Genomic DNA, 19,053 nt, shown 5'->3' on the forward strand with positions numbered 1-19,053 from the left:
GTTCCTTTGAGCAATTAAGCGACGCCCGAGAATCCCCCGCATCTACAAGCTGACGATGCATAGACCCTCTCTGGTACACTAATTCGATACCGCAATCCCTGGTATCATAGACTCTTGCCGACGCGAGGCCAGCGCGTCGTCGGACGTCGCGTGTTAGCAGTACGATCAGCGGACAGCACGCGATACTAATGACACGAAAAACCGCATCTGAAGTCGGTGAAAGCACAGATCAGGGCAACGAGAAGAACGTGGCCCTTGAAACGGTAGAAGACAAAGCCAGGGAAGCTCTCAAACACGATCACCCAGGGAAGGCCTGTGACGTCACCGTTCGCGCTCATAACCGTGACCACGACTCCACTCACAGCGTGACTGACCACCTTATCAGAACCGGCGAGGAGTGGATCGGGGTTCAAACGTGGGCGGAGGCCGGCGGCGGAAGCGGCGTTGCAGTCAAAGATCACGGCGAAACTCTCCAAGTTGAAGCGCTGGAACTTGACCACGACCTCATCGCTGATCGTATCCGCAGCGAAGCGCTTGACGCAATCGACACTCACGAAGAGGTTGGGCGGCCGGTCAAACCGTTCACCGCTCTCGTCCGAAACGTCACGGAGGTCGCGGACGACCTCGTAACCAGATGGCAGACTGGGTCGGAACAGGTCGTCAAGGAGAGGCTCTACGAAGGGCTCGCTGGATGGACCGGGCGCACTGCGTGGACCGCGCACGAAGATGAAGCCATCTACATTGAAGCAGACAGGGCGGCAACGTGGTTCATTGACGAGCACGTCACCGGTGATGTGAGTGACGACGTCGAAGCGATCATTCAGGACATCTACGTGGAGGCGTTATACGACGCTGTCGGCGATCACCGCAGCCGACAAACACCGCATCTGGAATACGGAGTGGAGGTGACGCTCGTAGACTGAGATCCCTCAAGCAATCCTGGTACATGGTATCAGTCGGCGGCCGATTCTTCCGCAGAGGATCGTTTGTAGTGGTATCGGAGGCTTCCTGCAACTGCCATACCGAATAGGATGCCGACACCGTGCGCCACAATATTTGTCAATCCGCCGCCGGACGTAATATCTGACGGGAGCGAGGCAGTGAATCCGAGGACGCTCACGAGGATCGAAACTAAGAGTACCAAGCTCAGCCGACCGTTTTTATTCCCCCATTCAGATAGTTCGGCGGCCGATGCCACGTATGTGGTTCGCGTACCGGCAAACATACCAAAGAGGATGAGTACGCCCACACTGATGACCACGCTCCGATTAGTCAGTATACCGAACCCCAGCATCAGATACCCGAAGTAGAGTCCCATCGATAGCACGGCAACCGTTTCCTCCTGTTTCTGAGCGAACGTGTGAAGGATAGACATGAGCAGGAATCCGGCTAGAGCACCGACAACTCCGGAGAATCCTCGGTCGTTCTGGATCTCAAAGCTTAGGATTTCATAGAACGCAAGGTAGCTGCTGGCGCTGATGATGAATGGACCGATCGCTAGGATAATACCCAATCCGGCCCAGAATCGACGTTCCTGCTCACAGTAAATCTGAAGGACCCAACAAGGGAAGACCAAGAGTAAGTAGCCACCGAGGTTGCCGATTAGGTGGCCGTCACCTGGTCGATGCTCGTGGACGAGTGCGTTCGTCCAGAAGTTGTAGAGACGGGGATTAGTATGATCAAGAGATAGGGTCTGTTGGAACCGGAGGGAGGTGCCGTAGTAGATGACTGCCAGCATGGTGGGGATTGCCAGGAGAACGGCCATTTTGAGGACGTCCTGATAGGTGACCTGAGGTGTCTCTGGCAGTTCCATTATCCGTCAACAGGATGTCTGTTCGCATAATAGTTGTTGGAAGGTTACAGGTTAGTACCAGGGAGCGCTTGCGCACAATAGTCTAAATTATATTCACAGATGCAAGTTCCAGCAGATCCGTCTATTCTAACCGCGGTTGGTTCTCTTGCAGGTACGATTCGAGTTCATCAAGTGAGTCCGCCACCCCCTGGAAGGTATACCGATAGAGTTCTAGGATATCCGTATTTTCTTCTACATCCAGTTCGTCTAGAGCCTCTGTCCAGCCCGATTGGACTCTATCATGGCTTTCTTCGTTCCGGAAGTAATGGACTGCGTTGATCGGTGCCATCAGTTCTGCAGCACGGTCGGTATCTGCGAGAAACTCATACAAATCAAATATAGCGTTTTTCGTCCCACCAGCATTCTGTCCTGTAATGGCTTCGATCGCACTCTGATTTACCCGTTCAACCAGGACATTATCCAGATCTTGCATGATCTGCAGTAATTCGTTCCGGTCGTTCCGTACCGGGGTAAGCAGGTCCTCGGCGTGATGATCTGACGGAATATCCCGAAAGAGTGGGTCACCGCGGAGCGACTGGAATATGGAATCAGCCTCTCGCATCCCGTTGAGAACGGCTTGAGCGGGAGCGAAGGTATCTACCGGTTCTGCGTACACATAATTCTGCACCATCTCCTCCGGCACCTCTCCTCCAGGAGTCACATTATGTTGATGCCAGTACGAGAGTTCCGTATCTCCGATACTAGTAAGATCATCGACCAGCAACACAAGTTGTTCATTGTCACTACGATAGAGCCGCACCATCCACCGATCTAACCAATCTACTGTCAACCCTTGCTCCGACCACTCCTCCACACTTCCTCTCGGGTCGTTGCGGTATCGTTCCAGTACTGCCGGGTCGAAGTGTATGTAGTCGTGGTCCTCAGGACCGGCGGGCGGACGGCTAATCCCCGTCTCTCGAAAGGCAGACCCATCATCGACGGCTTGTTTTGTGACGGCGTGACCGTTCTGTGTCCGAAAAGAGAGGTGATCCCGGTGTTCGGCCATTTCGGACTCTCTTGACTGAGGAATATCGTCCGGAAGGATTGGGCACGTCCAATAGAACCAGCATGAATGACCTAACCCAGGCATTCGTTCGGGGTGGAATTCGCGTTTAGAGGTGCCATTTGAGACCGGCACTGACACCGACTCATCGATAGAAACGGCGTCGCTCGGCTCAACTGTCCGGCGCTGCATATACGAGAGTACGATCGCCTTCCCGCGTTCTTCCAGATACTCTTTCAAGAATGATGCGCGGACACGTTGTTCCCGGACTGAATGACCGGTCGATTCAGCTGTCAATCCATATTTTGCTCGCCAGATATCCGCGTTAAAACGGACCGCAACATCGTCGGACTCCAACTCCTTGAATTGGCGTTTGTCGGTTTCGACCAAGTTGTGGTACTCAATAAAACCGGTATCGATGAGTGGTGCCTCATATTCGAAATTCATAATGAATCTTGACACTGGAATTCCGTTGATCTCACGCGTCAGGTCTTCTTCCCAGTAGGGCTCCATTGGATCATCTAACGACTCTCGTCGTCGGCCATACCGCATTGGGCGGAATTCGATATCACCCATATCCGTGTCTGGATCGGCATCAAGGATAGGATCTAATTCGTCAACATTGACGAGAAACGCCTGTGTGTCGAAGGCCTGTGTCAATTCACACTCCTGAATCTGTATAGAGGCCCGTCCCCGCTGATAAGGGTGGATCCAGCCGGCGTCAACGGGTGTTTGGTCGAGGTCTCCGAAGGCCAACCACGTCGTTGGATCTGTTCGCGGAGGGTCTTCTGAGATGATCTGGTACATGTTGTGAAAGTAAACTAAAGCAGACTAGTTGATAGTTCCGCTAGCCGCCCATCATATGTCTTAGCCAGAGGAACCCGTCACCAGACACCCTCGTATGCGGTCTGTACAACGATTCCGTAATTTCCATTGTTGGCCACGCTGCTCTTTGGAGCTTCCCACGCAAATACGGGTGCTGTAACCCTAGTTCAAAAATATCCCTGTATCAGGCGCTATAACGAGTGTATTCGATATTTCACGTATCGTCTCTTCTATCGTTGGGACTGGTTGGCCCCCTCTGTTCGCGTTCTATATAGGGTCTGGATCGGCTGTGAGCCAGAGTTTTAAAAGTGGGTAGATTCTCAACCTGTTCGGGTCGAACCAATGCAAGAAACAAACGCAAGCGTCCGAGTACAGAAACTCGACGAAGCAAAAGACATCATCGTAGAGTTAGAAGAACAGAAAGGAATGGAATTAGGCGGACCGCGAGGTGCGTTGTTCCGTGCTGGTAGCACTGTGGATTCCGGGCAGGCCTACATAGGGCATATGGAGAAGGCGATGGGACAAACAGCGGGGCTGGCTATCGAAGGCGGGTACGACTATGTCGCGTCAGAAGCTGCTCAGATCATCCGAGATCTCCAAGCAAGCCAGGCGAACGACGACTAAGCGGTCGGTTCATTTACAGGCGATTGGCTGGGGTCGAATAAATCTTCGACACGCGTGATAATCCATCACATCGATTACAGGCACAAGGAAAACTCGGACTGCGAGGTTTAGACGGCTCGCAGAAACCGAACGTTAGGCGGGAATCTGCACGGTAAGCGCCTCATCGGTAGGCGACCAAGTATGCTTGTTTTGCTCAGCAAGCCCAACGTTCTGGAGGCGACTCAGAATCGAACCTACCTCGTTCCGTTCTGTACCGTTCGAATTTGGTTCTTTGAACGGTGAATCAGGGAGTTCGCACACATCCCCGTGGATGACACGACGAACCGCGCCGCCGGTGTTCTGTCGGAGTGCCTTGAGGACGAACTGTTCCTCCGCCGTCAGCCGGTCAATGGCGTCTGCAGGCTCTTCAACGCCGCCAAGACGTGTCTCAGGGGTTGCCCACTCCTTGAGAACAAACTCGGTTATCGCCTCCTCGCGGTCCTCGATATTTTCGACGGACCACTCGTCGTAGTTGTCCTGGATGTCCCACTGCACCCAGAGCTTCGACTCTACGTACCCTTCGTCGCGCTTTGTCTCGAACGCAGCGTTCCCCCACTTCGAGTTCCACGATCTGCTTGCCAACGTGAGGTTCCCGAGGCGGTGAACATATGCATCGTACCGAGCTTCGGGACTAGGATACTCGTCGGCATCCTGGATCGGGAGTTCGTCAGGACTCTGTGGCCAGATGTGTTCGACCGTGTATTCGTTGCTCATTGCTTCCGAGAGCGTTGGTCCCCCACGCTCACCCTTCTCGTCAGCTCGATGTTCGTTGTAGAAGTAGAAGAGGTACCGGAGATCCTGTGAGCTTGCTTTCGAGTAGAGGTCAGAAGCGGACAATGATCGCCGGAACTGGGAGTCGTCCTCGTATCGATTCATCAGGGAGACGACTTTGCTCACCCAGACATCGGCAGGGCTGTCCTTGCTGAGGTTCCGAGTGCGGACGTAAAGGCTGGATTCACCAGTGTGGCTCCGATGGTTCCCAATAGAGTAGACGCGGAAGATGTACGTCTCAATCGCGTTCAGAAGCTCCTGTCGCCCGTCCTCATCGAGGTTCGGCCAGGCTTTGAGGAGCAATGGGTAGAACTTCGTCGCATGACGCAGGCGATGTATCCGCTGGACAAGCGTCGAGATGTCGTCGTCGCCAGTACGGTCGAGTACTTTCGCTAACGCGTTGAACCCGCGCTCCAAGCTGTTAGTGTAGTCGCGGATGTATTCCAAGCACGCTTGAGGGTTTTTCCTTCGAAGCGTGCGGACGTGTTCTTTCAGTTCGGTGAGGAAGGCGGGATCGCTGTACTCGTCGGAGTTCGACCAGTCGAAATACGAGATGAAGTGGTACCGCTGGACCGCATCGTCGCTGATGTCGGTGACGTACGGCGACTCCAGCATCGTCTGGTGGTCGTTGTACATCTCTCCGAAGGACTGCCGAATGCGGCGAATGGTCGCTTGGGCCTCTCCTTCGTCGTCAGCAGCGAGGTAGGCCATCCGCATCAGGAAGGACTTCGTCTTGTCGAACGTTGAGAGTGACCGGCCGCGGTCGTTGACGCTGTCGAAGATGAGTGTCGCCTTCTCCGGGTTGGCTGCGTCAACGACGTACACCATCAGTTCGAGTTCGAGGATGGTCTCCCAGAGTTGCTTGAGTTCGGTGGCGACGTCTACAGGATTAACATCAGGGGACGCAGTGAGATCATCGAGTTGCTCGTCGAAGTATTCCTTCGCCTCGATCATCTTCCGCTGGGACGGGCGCTCCGGTTCGTGAACGTCGTGCCCGGTAAGCAGCCATTCGAGATACTTGTTGTCCTCCTCGTCAAGTAATTGGAGCTGGTAGATGTTGTCCTCAATGAGAAGCGTCTCGCGCATCTCTTCGACGTCACCGCGTATCTCGGCCTCGTGATCCGTCTCCGGTGCGATCTCTTCCAGACACTCCGTCATTGAGCGTACCAGCAGTGCAAGTGAGGTGAGGCGCTGTTGGCCATCGATGAGGAGGTTGATCGGTTTCTCTCTGGAAGAGCCGTATCCACCAGTACTCCCGCCGCTTTCCGTTTCGTCCGTCTTCTGGATGATGATCGTCCCGAAGTAGTGCTGTTTGTCCGGAGGTAGCGTGTAGAGGTCAGTCCAGAGGTCGTCCCACTCCGGCTCGGTCCACGAGTAGTACCGCTGGTACTCCGGAACGTGGAACACCCCTGCTGTCGTCAGTTCTTCTAACGATTTCTTTCCCGATTCCATACACCTGATTGCTCAGAGAAGGCAGAAAGTTCCTGTGGGAATCACGCTACTGGAGTTAAAGTATCCTCAACAGATTTTTCGGCGGTGCATAAGACGGATGCGTATGGCTCAGGTCGAGTGGACGTTCTCAGACGAGGAGACCGGCAACGTTCTTGAGATCATCTCCGATCAAGAAGACGACCCGTTCGTGCAGAAACGACGGGAACAGAACGTGAACAAAGCCGAGATCGAAATCACTCCGGATCAGTTCTGGAATGCGCATCTCGCAGCACTACTCACCTCCCAGCAGCGCTCGGGACCGGACAGCCACGTCTCCAAATTTCTGAAGAACAAAATTCAGACGGTGAGTCTCGATCAGTGTCGGGATGTCGATGACGTCAGCGGATTCGTTTCCGAGACGCTCGAAGAACACGGAGGGATTCGGTACTACAACAACATCGGTGACGCCTGTGAGACGAATCTCGAACGTCTGGACTCTGGCGGGTGGGACGAACTGTGGAGTGAACTAGAGTTATTGCTTGAGGCTCGAACCCGGGAGCCGAAAGCCGGCGATCCCGGGACCGAGCGAGAAGCAGCGACATACCTGTCCGAGCGGCTCGCTGGTGATGGACTCCACAGAGTAGGGTCAAAGCAAGCGCGGAACATCCTCCAGATTCTCGGTCTAACGAGATTCGAGATTCCACTCGACTCTCGTATCACGAAATGGCTGAACAAGAACTTCGATCTTCCCTACCACGTTTCCGGGTCAGGACTCAGCACGCCGGAGTATTACCACTTCATCATGGACATCGTTCAAGACGGCTGTTCAACAGCCGATGTGCTCCCCTGTGTCTTCGACGCCGCGGTGTTCTCAAGCTACGATACGAACTGGACAGAGAGTGATGCCGATGCAATCTTCTAAGAGGCATTATACGACGCCGTTGCCGATCATTGCGGCCGCAGAACTCCGCACCTAGATTACGCAGCGGAGGTGACGCTCACAGACGAACAAGCCGGACGACATGCTGTGGTGGGATTTCGCTCACAGGCTGGATCGATAGTAGCTCGAAGTATTACGGTTGACGAGACAACCTATGCTTCTCTCTCAGTTCTGGCTACAGTATTCATGAACATGTTGCATAATATCGACAATCTCGGTAGGGTGTTCTACATCGTCTAATCTCCCCATCTTAAGCCCTATGTTTGGTTTAGTCACACTGGGGCAGTCTGGAATATTCTGCGCGCAGCCACTTCGGATGGTGTCAACGATTTCGTCACTCGGTTTCTCTGCCCCGTCTACTGACTGGAAATGGATTTCATCCCAGTCATTGCCATCTGCACGCGGCCAGTGTTCTTCAGCGAGTCGGGCTAAGTCGTCCTTCTCCCACGTGTCTTCAAGTTCCTTGTCACCGATCCAGACGAGTTCTGGCTCCGAACCTCCGACTTCGTATATATCTTCAAGGTGGTCTTCAAGAGTATCTTCATAATGGGTCTCCTCTTTTGCATCGGAATCCAGGATAACGAACGTTCGTGCTCGCCCGCTATCCTGAAGCCGCTGGAGGGTTTTTACGATATGGCCACATCCCTGACTGTCCCAGACTTGGACCCCATCCTCGACGAGGGTGCTACCGGTGACTTGGTGGTATAGTTCTTCGATATAGTTGTGTTCAGTTGCGCCCTCTACGACAATCATCGCTCGTTCGAGATAGACCCAGCTGGCAGAGAGTCCCAAACCGGCCATGATGTTGCCCATGAAATCCTCCGCCTCTGCTTCGTCTTTCGAAACTAGCGGCGCTCGTTCGTCGTTCGGATCCACTTCTTCAGGGAGATATACTACTTCGTGTAACGGGGTCCCATCAACCATAATCAAACTATGAGTCGAGACGATACACTGGGAGAGATAACTATCTTCACCCGAGATATCGCTCCGGAGAAGATTGATCAGCCTCCGTTGGACGTCAAAATGGAGGCGGTGATCCGGTTCGTCCATCGTCCGGATGACGGATTCTTTTCCTTTATTGACCTCTGCGCTCCATTCAAGCATTGAGAGGGCCGAGCGGGCATTAGTTCCGCCACCCAGTTCTTGAAGCGGGATCTGTTCACCATCTCGGCGAAGCACGATGTTGGAGAGATCTGCTCCGTTGACAAAACTCCAATCAGGATCTACTGTGATCTGGTCCAGACCGGGGAGGTATCGCTCCATCCTGTCGGAGAGGCTTTCGAGTCGTTCGTTAAGCGCATCCGTCGCTTGCTCTTCAATTTCGACAAGTTCGTCAACTCCACTCTTCTCACCATCCTCATCCTCGGCATAGAGGAACGATTTGGTTTCTTGACGGAGTAGTTTTGAGAGTAACTTGATTGGGCTGTCTACATCCTCGGTATCGATTTGCTCACTGGCTGGAGCTAAACGACCGAATTCTCTGGTTCCGCAAGAGATCCAATCAAGACAGGTGTCTTCAGGATTTTCGAGGATCTCAGCCTTCAATTCCTCGAACTGTTCTTCCCGCTCATCAGCGTTGCTTCCTGGCTCAATATCGTAATCCTCCAGAATCTCCTTTTCGCCATCCGCATAATAGTCCCATTCGTGGAGCCGCTCATCTTCGGGAACCCGCTCTCTGAGATAGTGGTCTGGGGACTCCAAATAGACATCTTCTTCTGAATCTCCAGTTACTTCCCATTCGATCTTCAGCCCTGCAACATCGCCCTCCTCAAGATTGGCACGGTCTGCCAGATCGTCCGGCGGGTTTTCAATGATCGCCTCGATTGAGGCGTCGGGTGCTCTTCCGGTGTCTCGTGTCACATCACGCCGGATTTGCTTAATGTCCAGCTTCGAATGATCGCATACAGTCTGTAATGCCTCCAAGAGAGTGGTTTTTCCAGCGTCGTTAGGGCCCACTAAGAGTGTGAACGGGGTCAGCTGGAGTGTTAAGTCTTCAAATTTCCCGATGTTCTCGACTGAGAGTCGTGAAACGTGAGTCCGTCCGTCACTCACGGCTCCGCCCTCTCGATTCGGGGATCTTGGACACGGACTAAATTGACACGCATTATTTGATCTGATCGTATCGGTATTTATCTTCGATATTCCGGTGGAAGTATTTCCCGTGCGAACTGGCGTTCATGAGTTCCTGGTGGATTCGTTTGGGGACATCGAAATACTGGTAGACTCTTCCACCGTGGAACTCAATCTCTAGAACTTGGTTCGACTCATCATACCCTACGCTACTGAGGTTACTTGAGGAGACGGGGGCCCGTTTCATACTGCATTATGTGGCAGAATAGTCATTTAGTTCTATCCATTAAATAACGATTTGTCTAGCTTCAGTTGCTGTGTTGGGTGAGGCAGTAGGGGAGTCCTTTGACTTCGACGGCTTCGACGTCTGGGGCTTTGATGACGGCTTGGCCTTTGCCGTATTTTTGGAGGTCTTGTTCGTAGCCGCGGGGGATGGAGGGGACTTTGGTGATGACTTCTTCGCGGAGACCGAGGAAGATGTTGGTGTTGGTTTGTTTGAGGATGTCGCCGTCGATGTCTTCGGGGTTTTGGGTGATCATGAAGAGGCCGGGTTTGTCTTTGCGGCCTTGTTTGACGGCGTCACGAGCGCGGTTGACGATTGTATGTCGTCTTTACTTCACTTTCACCCTGGTTGGATGATGTTTAATAGTCGTCCGGTTACACGTAGTCACATACTTTCAGGCCCGTGATTTGGTAGCACGCTCGGCTGAACAAGTACCCTCCACAACACACTGATCATGCTGACACTTACGCACATCGCTGATACGCATCTTGGCCATCGACAGTACGGGTTGAAACAACGCGAGGACGATATGGTATCGACCACGCGTGCTGCGTTCCAAGAGATGATTGAGGAGCGCGGGACGGATGCGATTCTGTTACCAGGCGACCTGTTCCACTCACGGGATTTGCGCCCGAAGATCCTGCATCAGATCGAACAGGAACTCGAACGGATACCTGATGAGGTACCGGTGTTAGTATCGCGTGGCAACCACGATGAAAACCTGACACCGCGTGACGTGACGTGGTTGAATTACCTGCATCAGCGCGGACACATCGTGTTCTTGCAAGCCAACCTGAATGCGGATCCCGAAACAGCGTGGCTCAACCCGCACGATCCGGACGAACCGGGGCAGTCTGCAGGGTTTTATGACATCGATGTCGCGGACGTAGACGGGCCGATTCGCGTGTTCGGCCTGCAGTGGCGCGGCGCGAAGACAGACCAGGCTCTCCAGCAAGTGGCGAAGGGGATCAAGGAGACGAATGAGATGCATGGGGAACCGGCGTGGACCGTGCTGCTGGCGCATTTCGGGATGGAAGATGAGGTGCCGACGCTCGGCGGGACAGTCACCCACGGCGAACTGCGAGACGTGAAGGATGTCGTGGATTACCTGGCGCTCGGGCACATTCACAAGCGGTACGAGTCGGGCGAGTGGATCTACAATCCCGGGTCGCCGGAAGCGCATAACACGCGAGAAGGACGGGCTGAGTGGGAGCACGGCTACTACTCGGTTACACTCAACGCCGGAGAATCTGAGGCTGGTGGTGACGCGGTTGGGTGCGACGTGGCGCATCACCCGACGAAGCGACGGCCGTACTACCGAATTGAATTCGACGTGACCGCGCATGAGTCACCTGGTGACCTCGAAACCGCGTTTCAGGAGCACGTTCGGGATGAGCAGGCTGCGATGACAGAATACTGCAGTCAGGACGCGTTCACGGCACAGGGTGAGCCGCGAGACCCGATTATCGACCTTCGGTTCACGGGCACGTTGCAGTTCAGCCGTGGAGATTTCCGGACGGATGAGCTTGCGGAGTGGGTGGAAGACGCGTGCGACGCGTTGTACGTCCAGGTGAATACAGGGATTCGGACGGCGAACGTGCAGCAACTCCTCTCGGAGATTGACGAGGACGAAGTGTTCAAGGATGGGCAGTTGAACACGGCTGCGTTAGAAAACCGCGTTTTCGAGACGATTGCGAAGGAATCGATCTACGATGACCACGCAGCCGATGTCGCTGACGTGTTAGGGAACGCTCATCAGATGGCTCAAGCTGGCGAAGCCGTTGAGGACATCCGTGACTCCGTGAGTTCGGCGCGCCAGGAGTTGTTCCCGGAGCTGACAGACGACGTCGTGCTGGACATTGAAGAAGATCCGTTCGCCGATGCCGACACAGGCGAGGAAGCGTCTGATGACACGACAGACGGCGACGAAGCAGACAGAGAGGCGGAGGCAGGGGAGGTGGTGGAGCAATGAGAATCACGGAAGTTGCGTTGGAAGACATCAAGTCGTATGAGGATCGGACTGTCGTGCCAATCGAAGGCGGCGTGACGGCGATTCTCGGTGAGAACGGCGCGGGGAAATCGACGGTTCAGGAGGCTATCGGATTCGCGTTGTTCGACTCGCTCCCGTTCAACAACAAGGAGTTCGTGCGGGAAGGCGCAAGTTCAGGAACAGTCGAAGTCACGTTCGAGCAAGATACACAGAACGGGACGGACCGGTACAAAGTTGTTCGATCCGTCGGCCGGTCGAAGTACGGCGTGCACCGGTATGATCCCGATGCTGACGAGTGGATCGATCAGGACATCGATTCCAAGACGCAGTTGGTGGACTGGTTGTGTGCGCGCTTCGATGTGGAAGATGGCGACGAGCTTAGCAGTCTCTGGAGTTCCAGCATCGGGGTACCTCAAACGCGATTCCTATCGGACTTCTCGCAAACGCCTCGAAATCGCAAGGCAACGTTCGATGCGCTCCTGAATCTGGACGCGTACGAGGAGTCGTGGGAGACGCTCAAGGACGTGCCGGACGCAATCGAGAGTCGGCAGCAGGATCTCCGTAGGGACATTGATACGCTCACCGGCGAGGTGCAAGGGTTGCCGGACGAGCGAGCGGAAGCGGAGTCGTTGGCCGATGACGTTGAGGAAATTGAAGCCGGGATCGAACGGAAAACCGGCGAGTTGTCGGAGAAAGAAGACGAGTATGAAGAGTTGGAAGCTGTTGAAGAGGAAATCGACCGCCTTGACCAGGAGGTTGATTCGCTGGAAGGGGACATCGACTCGACAGAGAGCAATTTGGGGACGGCGAAGGAGGAACTCGCGGCCGCCGAAGAGGCACAGGAGAAATGCGAGGCGAACCGGGAAGGGCACCGTCGGTACGAGGAGGCACGCGAGCGGCAGGATGAGTTAGAGGAACAGGAGGTCGAACGGGACGCGCTCGTCGCGGACCGAGACGAACAGGAAGACACGATCCAGGCGATCGAATTTGAAGTCGAACAGCTGGAAGAGGATCTGGAAGAACTGGAGACCGCTCGGGAGACGTTGGAGGCGCGTGAAGAGGCGAAAGAACGGTATGAGGAACTCGATGACCGTATTGAGTCGTTGAAAGACCGCGAAGACGACGTAGACGCATTCGAAGTGGAGATCGAGGAGTTGGCAGAGCAGATCGAATCGAAGGAGCGCGAAATCGAGGCGAAAGAAGAGACGATTGCGGAGATAGAGGACGAGTGGGAGGGGACGACGGATCCGGAAGCTCTCTCCGGTGAGATCAACGACCGAGAGGCGAGTCGGAAGCAACTGGAGAGCGAACGTGAGCGGCTCGAAGAACAGTTAGATAGGTTGCGTGACACGGATGTTGATGCGCCGTGCCCGACGTGTGACCGTCCGTTAAACGAGGATCACCGGTCGAAGACGATCGAGCAGCGTGAAGCCCGGATCGAGGAAATCGAGACGGAGCGTGAGGAACTCGCCGAGGAACTTGATGCGTTGCGTGAGCGGCGTGCCACGGCGCGAGAGGTCAAGCAGCGCGTCGATAAGCTCCCTGTGCATCGGGACAAAATCGAGTCGTTGGAAGGTGAGATCGAAGATTTGCGCGCCGACAAGGAAGAGACAGAGGTGGAGTTAGCGGACTTGGAAGACGAATTGTCGGATCTCCCGGATCTTGAAGCCGAGCAGGATGACTTGGAGGAGGCGTACGACGAATACCAGACTGCTGAATTCCGAGTTCAGGAGCATGCTGATGTCCCTGATGAGTTGGAGGCAAAACGGGCGGAATTAGAGGAGGAACAGTCGGTACTGGCGGAAATCGAAGACGAGTTGGAGGAGTTCGAGGGCCTGGATGAAGAGTTGACGGAGGTCAAGGAAACGCTGGAAGAGGCGGAGTCGGCACATCAAACGTATATCAAGTACGAGCAGCAAGCGTCGCAAGTGGAAGAGCGTCAGGAGAGAGTGGAAGACCTGGAGAGCGAGCTTGCAGACCTCGAAACGAATCTCGAAGAGACGAAGGCAGAACTGGAGGAGACGAAAGCGTCGTTCGATGAAGAACGATTCGAGACGCTGGAGTCAGACATCGAGGAACTCCGGGAGGAACTGGCCGGTGACCGGCGGTCATTAGAGCATAAGCGGGAGAATCTGGCGGAGGTTCGTGAAACGATCGAGGAGTTGGAGACGAAGCTAGAGGAGCGTCAGGAGAAACTTCAGCAGCTGAAGGAACTGAAAGCGGACCAGCAGTTCGCTGACTGGGTGCGGGAGAACGTCCGTGAGGCCGGGCCGAAAATGCGGGAGATCATCACCGATCGGATTGGATCCCGGGCGAATGAGTTGTTCCGGTCGATTCGCGGCGCATCGGCTGAGACGCTGGAGTGGACGAGCGACTACGAAATCGTCGTCCACGATGCGGATGTCAGAAAGTCGTTTTCGACACTGAGCGGTGGGGAGAAGATGGCAGCTGCACTTGCGGTGCGACTGGCGATTCTCGAACAGTTAGCGTCCGTGGGGATCGCATTCTTGGACGAACCGACGGCGAACCTCGATCGGCAAAAGAAACGGAATCTTGTCACCCAGCTCAAACAGCTGGATAGCTTCGAGCAACTCACGGTCATTAGTCACGACCAGACGTTCGATTCGATGACTGACTACACGATCACCATCGAGAAAGACCAGCAGACGTCGGAGGTGTCGGTCAATTAATGCCGATCGATAAACACGGTGTCGCGTCTGAATTGGAGGCGAACGTTGACACGATTAAGACGTATCTCGAAGACGATACGGGGATCGTGGAGCGGTATCAAGACGCGTTTCAGCGGTTGCCCGACGAGTGGACGAGCGAGGAGATTCGAGCGTCGCTCCAGGACGCGTCATACCCAGGGGCGTATCCGACGGACGAGTTCGATGAGGGGGATAGTCTCATCGTTCCGTACCCCGAGAGTGACGGGTGGGAGAATCACGAGGAGGTCAACGAGTGGGCCCGCGATATTATTCGTGACGTGCCGGTGATGGCTGTCGATGGGTCACAGCTCCCGCCGACAACGCAATTCAACGTTCCGCTCGCGTACGTCCAAGCGGCATGGGCAGTCAACCACCATCACGCCGAGGGACGGCTTGACCGCGGCGTCGAAGGACGGCTCTTGACGCCTGACGAGGTCACACAAGAATCAGAGGACGGTGACTACCGGTTCGTTGATTCCCAACTCGTGGGGCATCACCGGTTCGAACACGAAGGGCGGCTACTCATCGACCAACTCTCGGAGTTAGCTGATGCGCGTGATGCAGGTGATATCGATCAGACGCCGGTCGTGTTCTATGACGGTCCGTTGATCGCGTCGTTTGCGAATCCGTTGAAGCCAGAGACCCGAGAGCGGTACATTTCGACGCTGAGTCGAGTTATTGCAGCGAGTCAGCACCACGAGATTCCGCTGGTCGGGTACGTTGCCGGGTCGAGCGCCACTGAGCTCGTGAAGATGACACGGCTCCTGTTACGCGAGGAATTCGGGACGGATCGCGTCATTCCGGATGCACACGTCTTGACGGAGTTGATGAGCCCGTGGGGGGACACGACAATCCCGTTCATCTCGAAACGCGATGGGAGTATCGACGCGTTGCAGACAACGTACAACGGGGAAGCGTACGAATTCCGCGATGACATCTTGTTCTCGTACCTGAACGTACCGCCAGGCGCTGGACTCGACCGAATCGAATTCCCCGGGTGGCTGTGCCGCAGTAACGGTCCCGACGGGTACGATTCGATGTACGAGTACACCGTCGATATTGTGCGGGCAGAAGCAGGCATCGGACGTGGCTATCCTGAAATCCTGCAACAGGCCGACAGTGACGCTGTGTTAGACCATCAGGACCGCCAACAGTTCCAGCGCGTCGTCCAACGCTGGGCTGAATCGAACGACGTACCGCTGGAATGGGACGCCAAAGCACTAAGCAAGGAACTTCGACGACGATGATTCACCACCACACCCCACACGCACCAGCAGGATGCACCGCTCGACGACCAGACAACAGTACGGAGACGAAGCTATGACAGACACACTAGCTGACGGAGACAGTCCGGATCTCGATTCGTGCGTTCGGATTGGCAGCATCGTGTCCTCGAACAGCCATCTGGATTACGTCGCCGAGGTGTACAAGGAACGAGACTGTGATCGTCCACCGGAACTGCACGAGCGCGAATTCGGACAACCCGTCTTCATCAAGAAAACTGTCGACGGAACCGAGCACGCAGTCATGGGCGTGATTTATGACACGCAGTTAGTCGATCCTGACCAGGGACGAACCGGGCCGCGATTAGCGCAGGACGACCAGGCCCAATTCACGCCGGGATACATCGAAGAGCGCACCACGCTCGCTGGCGTGGCGCTTCTCGGTACCGCAGAAATCGCCGAAGATGGGACAATACAAGAGCCAACGCATCAAATGCCGCGGTGGACGTTAGAAGTCGAGGATACCGTCTTCCACTGTCCTGATCAGGTCACGGGTTCTTTCCATACCGTCGACGATCAGATTCAGTTGGCGTACATGGATCGACTCTTAGATATTGCTGGTGACCTCGGGTCGGAGGTCATCGTCGCACTGATTGACCGGTTACGAGGGATGCTACCGGAAGACGATCCAAATCAGCGAGTACTAGACGTGGTTGAACAGAACGTGCAGTGGCAAGCGCGGGAACAGCGAGGGATGGTCTGATGACTGATCGATCAGACGTGGTCGGCACCGTTGCTGGACCGGGTGACGATCCGAACGAATTCGTGTTCGTGACTCCGTCGGACAAGTCGATCAAGACGGGTGAGTTCATCACGTACACTGTCTCGGTTGAAGGTGAGCCACGATCGGTGTTCGCTCGCGTGACGAACCGTGAGCTGATTCGGGGTCTCCCTGAAGGGTTCCTTGCGGATCCGGAGGTCGGGCCGGAGACAGTTGCGGCAACGCTCGGTGTGCCGACTGATGACACTGAGTTGTACCGGTTGACAGCAACGGTCATCGGGTACTACGATACGAACATGACGACGTTCGCTAATCCTCGCCAGTTGCCTGACCCGGGGACGCCACTGTCGATTGCACCACACCAGCAACTCGAAACCGTGTTGCCGAACCTCGGCTGTGAAACTGACAGCACAGATGTCACAACACTTGACGGAGTCGCGCACATCGGCTGGCTGTTGAATCGACCAGCAGAGGCGACAAATTTACACATTCCAATCGAAGAATTCGCTTCGACACACCTAGCGATTCTCGCTTCAACAGGGAGCGGGAAATCCTACACAGCGTCGGTCCTAATCGAGGAGATGATGCGTCCGAGCTCGCGTGCATCACTGCTCGTGTTTGACCCACACGGTGAGTACGACACGTTGGCGGAAATGCAGGGTGAAGAGGCGTTCCAAGGTGCAGATGGGTATGAACCAAGTATCGAGTATTACGACCCGGAGCGCCTTCGAGTTCGCATCTCTGAACTTGAGATTGGTGACGTGATGGCGATCTTGGACAACCCAAGTAATCGGATGCAAGAGCGGCTTTCGACGGCGTGGCGCGCGATGCAGAGACAAGAGAGTCGGACGTGGGGTATAGACGAACTCATTGCCGAAATGGAGCGGATCTACGGCGATGATGACGCGAGTGTCGGCGCACTAGAGTGGCGACTCCGACGGTCGATTGAACGGAATGATCTCTTCCATCCCGAAGAAAACGTTCCGCTGGACGAGATTGTAGATCCGGGGCAGTGTACGGTGCTCCAGATGGATACGTTGGATCGGTGGGACCAGCAACTTATCACGACCGTTCTTCTGCGGCGGATGTATCGAGAGCGACTTGATGACGTGCGAGACCGGGATTCGGATATCGAGCATCCGATTTTCGCCTTGTTCGAAGAGGGACACCGCTTTGCTCCAGCCTCCGGTGAAGCCCCATCGCTAGGGATCATGCGAACGATCACGTCTGAAGGCCGTAAGTTCGGATTCGGACTCGGGATTATCAGTCAACGTCCGTCGAAAATCGATCAAGACGTACTGTCGCAGTGCGGCACGCAGATCTCGATGCAGATCAAGAACCCGAATGACCAGGACGCGATCAAAAACTCCGTGGAGGCCGCTGGCGAAGACGTACTTCGGGAGTTGCCCGGGTTAACCCCAGGGCAAGCGGTCGTGTCTGGTGACGCAATGAACACGCCAGCACTGATCCAGGTTCGACAGCGACGCACACCACACGGTGCTGGAAGCAGGCCAGTTATTGAAGAATGGCGCGAAGCATATGATGAACGACAACGCGAACCGACACAGTCCGAATCGGCTGATTTCGGGGAGGGAGACTCGACTGGCGTTCAGAGCTTAGACTGATCACTATCTCACAGTAGATTTACAACACTGGTGCCCGGTGTGCCATTCATATGACTACCGAGGGACTTACCCCAGGCACGCTACGAGACGCGCTCACTGATGTTGGTGTCGAACTGAACACGGGTGAAACAGCGGGATGCGTCGAATTAGAATCCAATTTAAATATTAATGCGCTCGCAATCGGTCTCGGATTAGCGAATATCGAGTACGAGCCAGAACAATTCCCCGGTTTGATTTACCACGTAGACCAACCAATGACCACCGCTGTGTTGTTCGGTAATGGTGTAATCGCAACAGTGGATGGGATGGATGAGCCGGCAGTTACGGATGCCATTTTGACCGTGATTGAACGAGGGGAAGACCTCGGACTCATCGAAGCCGACTCAACACCATCAGTGAACGTGCCTGTCGAGTCAATTCCAGTCGCTGACATAGTTGAAACTGGGGAATGAATCTGATCCGGGCTGACAGCGCTGAATCGGCACAACGTGTTACGGAACTTCATCTACGACATCGCGTAGACCATCTGGACTGGACCAAGCGAAGCATCGATTGTGAAGTTCGAAGAGGCGGAATTCGTTGAGATGCACCCAACTGTATGGAACTGGGGCGTCTTCGACGTCGTCTCGATTTTCAAGTCGCTCTATGATGTCTGGTTTCGCAAGATCGATATCGTTCTTGTTCGCCGCTGTGATGAGGGAGTCCAGCTCTTCTTCGGTGGTAGCTTCGTCGAGATCGTCGTTGAAGTAGATAGTCGCGGCAGCGGCGATGACGTCTGCTTCCGTGTTGAGGTTCTGTGCGGACATCCACGCGTAGTCCCGGGGTAGCACGTAGAATTTGTCGAAGTTGTCCAACCAGCGTATCTCTCCCGACTGACCGAGCAGGCGA

The 19,053-nt window shown here is 54.9% G+C and carries 15 protein-coding genes and 1 pseudogene; 9 read left to right on the forward strand and 7 right to left on the reverse strand.

Going from position 1 to position 19,053, the window contains the following annotated elements:
- Positions 1-188 precede the first annotated feature (188 nt).
- Positions 189-923: a hypothetical protein gene (locus OSC37_RS12145; RefSeq protein ID WP_267161712.1), complete on the forward strand. Its 735-nt coding sequence runs from the start codon at positions 189-191 to the stop codon at positions 921-923.
- A 29-nt stretch (positions 924-952) separates the two neighbouring features.
- On the opposite strand, the gene OSC37_RS12150 is transcribed toward OSC37_RS12145, so the two are convergent.
- Together OSC37_RS12150 and OSC37_RS12155 are read right to left on the reverse strand one after the other, a co-directional pair.
- Complete coding sequence (locus OSC37_RS12150) at positions 953-1,813, reverse strand: hypothetical protein (protein ID WP_049993371.1); 861 nt, start codon at positions 1,811-1,813, stop codon at positions 953-955.
- A gap of 121 nt (positions 1,814-1,934) precedes the next feature.
- Positions 1,935-3,662, reverse strand: coding sequence for a hypothetical protein (locus tag OSC37_RS12155; protein ID WP_049993372.1), 1,728 nt, complete (start codon positions 3,660-3,662; stop codon positions 1,935-1,937).
- 360 nt (positions 3,663-4,022) lie between these two features.
- Here OSC37_RS12155 and OSC37_RS12160 point away from each other — a divergent pair, with 360 nt between their 5' ends.
- Positions 4,023-4,304 carry a hypothetical protein gene (locus tag OSC37_RS12160; protein WP_049993373.1) on the forward strand — a complete coding sequence of 94 codons (282 nt, stop codon included), beginning with the start codon at positions 4,023-4,025 and terminating at the stop codon, positions 4,302-4,304.
- 132 nt (positions 4,305-4,436) lie between these two features.
- On the opposite strand, the gene OSC37_RS12165 is transcribed toward OSC37_RS12160, so the two are convergent.
- On the reverse strand, positions 4,437-6,566 hold the full coding sequence (locus tag OSC37_RS12165) for a DUF262 domain-containing protein (protein ID WP_267161713.1): 2,130 nt from the start codon (positions 6,564-6,566) through the stop codon (positions 4,437-4,439).
- Positions 6,567-6,669: 103 nt separating this feature from the next.
- Between OSC37_RS12165 and OSC37_RS12170 the strand changes: the two genes are divergently transcribed.
- Entirely contained in the window at positions 6,670-7,467 is a 798-nt protein-coding gene (locus OSC37_RS12170) for a hypothetical protein (RefSeq protein WP_267161714.1), read from the forward strand.
- Between the two features lie 183 nt (positions 7,468-7,650).
- On the opposite strand, the gene OSC37_RS12175 is transcribed toward OSC37_RS12170, so the two are convergent.
- From OSC37_RS12175 to OSC37_RS12185, 3 genes are all read right to left on the reverse strand, one after another.
- Complete coding sequence (locus OSC37_RS12175) at positions 7,651-9,537, reverse strand: ATP-dependent nuclease (RefSeq protein WP_267161715.1); 1,887 nt, start codon at positions 9,535-9,537, stop codon at positions 7,651-7,653.
- Between the two features lie 52 nt (positions 9,538-9,589).
- Positions 9,590-9,802: a KTSC domain-containing protein gene (locus tag OSC37_RS19010; RefSeq protein WP_123537106.1), complete on the reverse strand. Its 213-nt coding sequence runs from the start codon at positions 9,800-9,802 to the stop codon at positions 9,590-9,592.
- 61 nt (positions 9,803-9,863) lie between these two features.
- A complete protein-coding gene (locus OSC37_RS12185) occupies positions 9,864-10,094 on the reverse strand; it encodes a hypothetical protein (protein WP_267161716.1) in 231 nt (76 codons plus the stop codon).
- Between the two features lie 198 nt (positions 10,095-10,292).
- Between OSC37_RS12185 and OSC37_RS12190 the strand changes: the two genes are divergently transcribed.
- The 6 genes and pseudogenes from OSC37_RS12190 to OSC37_RS19155 all read left to right on the forward strand — a co-directional run.
- Complete coding sequence (locus OSC37_RS12190) at positions 10,293-11,810, forward strand: metallophosphoesterase family protein (RefSeq protein ID WP_267161717.1); 1,518 nt, start codon at positions 10,293-10,295, stop codon at positions 11,808-11,810.
- Positions 11,807-14,518 carry an AAA family ATPase gene (locus tag OSC37_RS12195; protein WP_267161718.1) on the forward strand — a complete coding sequence of 904 codons (2,712 nt, stop codon included), beginning with the start codon at positions 11,807-11,809 and terminating at the stop codon, positions 14,516-14,518. Before OSC37_RS12190 ends, OSC37_RS12195 begins: the two co-directional genes overlap by 4 nt.
- On the forward strand, positions 14,518-15,783 hold the full coding sequence (locus OSC37_RS12200) for a DNA double-strand break repair nuclease NurA (protein ID WP_123537109.1): 1,266 nt from the start codon (positions 14,518-14,520) through the stop codon (positions 15,781-15,783). Before OSC37_RS12195 ends, OSC37_RS12200 begins: the two co-directional genes overlap by 1 nt.
- A gap of 73 nt (positions 15,784-15,856) precedes the next feature.
- Positions 15,857-16,522, forward strand: coding sequence for a DUF8166 family protein (locus OSC37_RS12205; protein WP_267161719.1), 666 nt, complete (start codon positions 15,857-15,859; stop codon positions 16,520-16,522).
- Entirely contained in the window at positions 16,522-18,165 is a 1,644-nt protein-coding gene (locus OSC37_RS12210; protein ID WP_267161720.1) for an ATP-binding protein, read from the forward strand. The genes OSC37_RS12205 and OSC37_RS12210 overlap by 1 nt, the downstream gene beginning before the upstream one ends.
- Before the next feature lie 143 nt (positions 18,166-18,308).
- A pseudogene (locus OSC37_RS19155) lies at positions 18,309-18,450 on the forward strand (TATA-box-binding protein); the annotation flags it as partial.
- Positions 18,451-18,656: 206 nt separating this feature from the next.
- On the opposite strand, the gene OSC37_RS12220 reads toward OSC37_RS19155, so the two are convergent.
- Entirely contained in the window at positions 18,657-19,019 is a 363-nt protein-coding gene (locus OSC37_RS12220; RefSeq protein ID WP_267161722.1) for a DUF8170 family protein, read from the reverse strand.
- Between the last annotated feature and the right edge of the window lie 34 nt (positions 19,020-19,053).

Source organism: Halovenus salina, assembly GCF_026410925.1.
Lineage (GTDB): Archaea > Halobacteriota > Halobacteria > Halobacteriales > Haloarculaceae > Halovenus > Halovenus salina.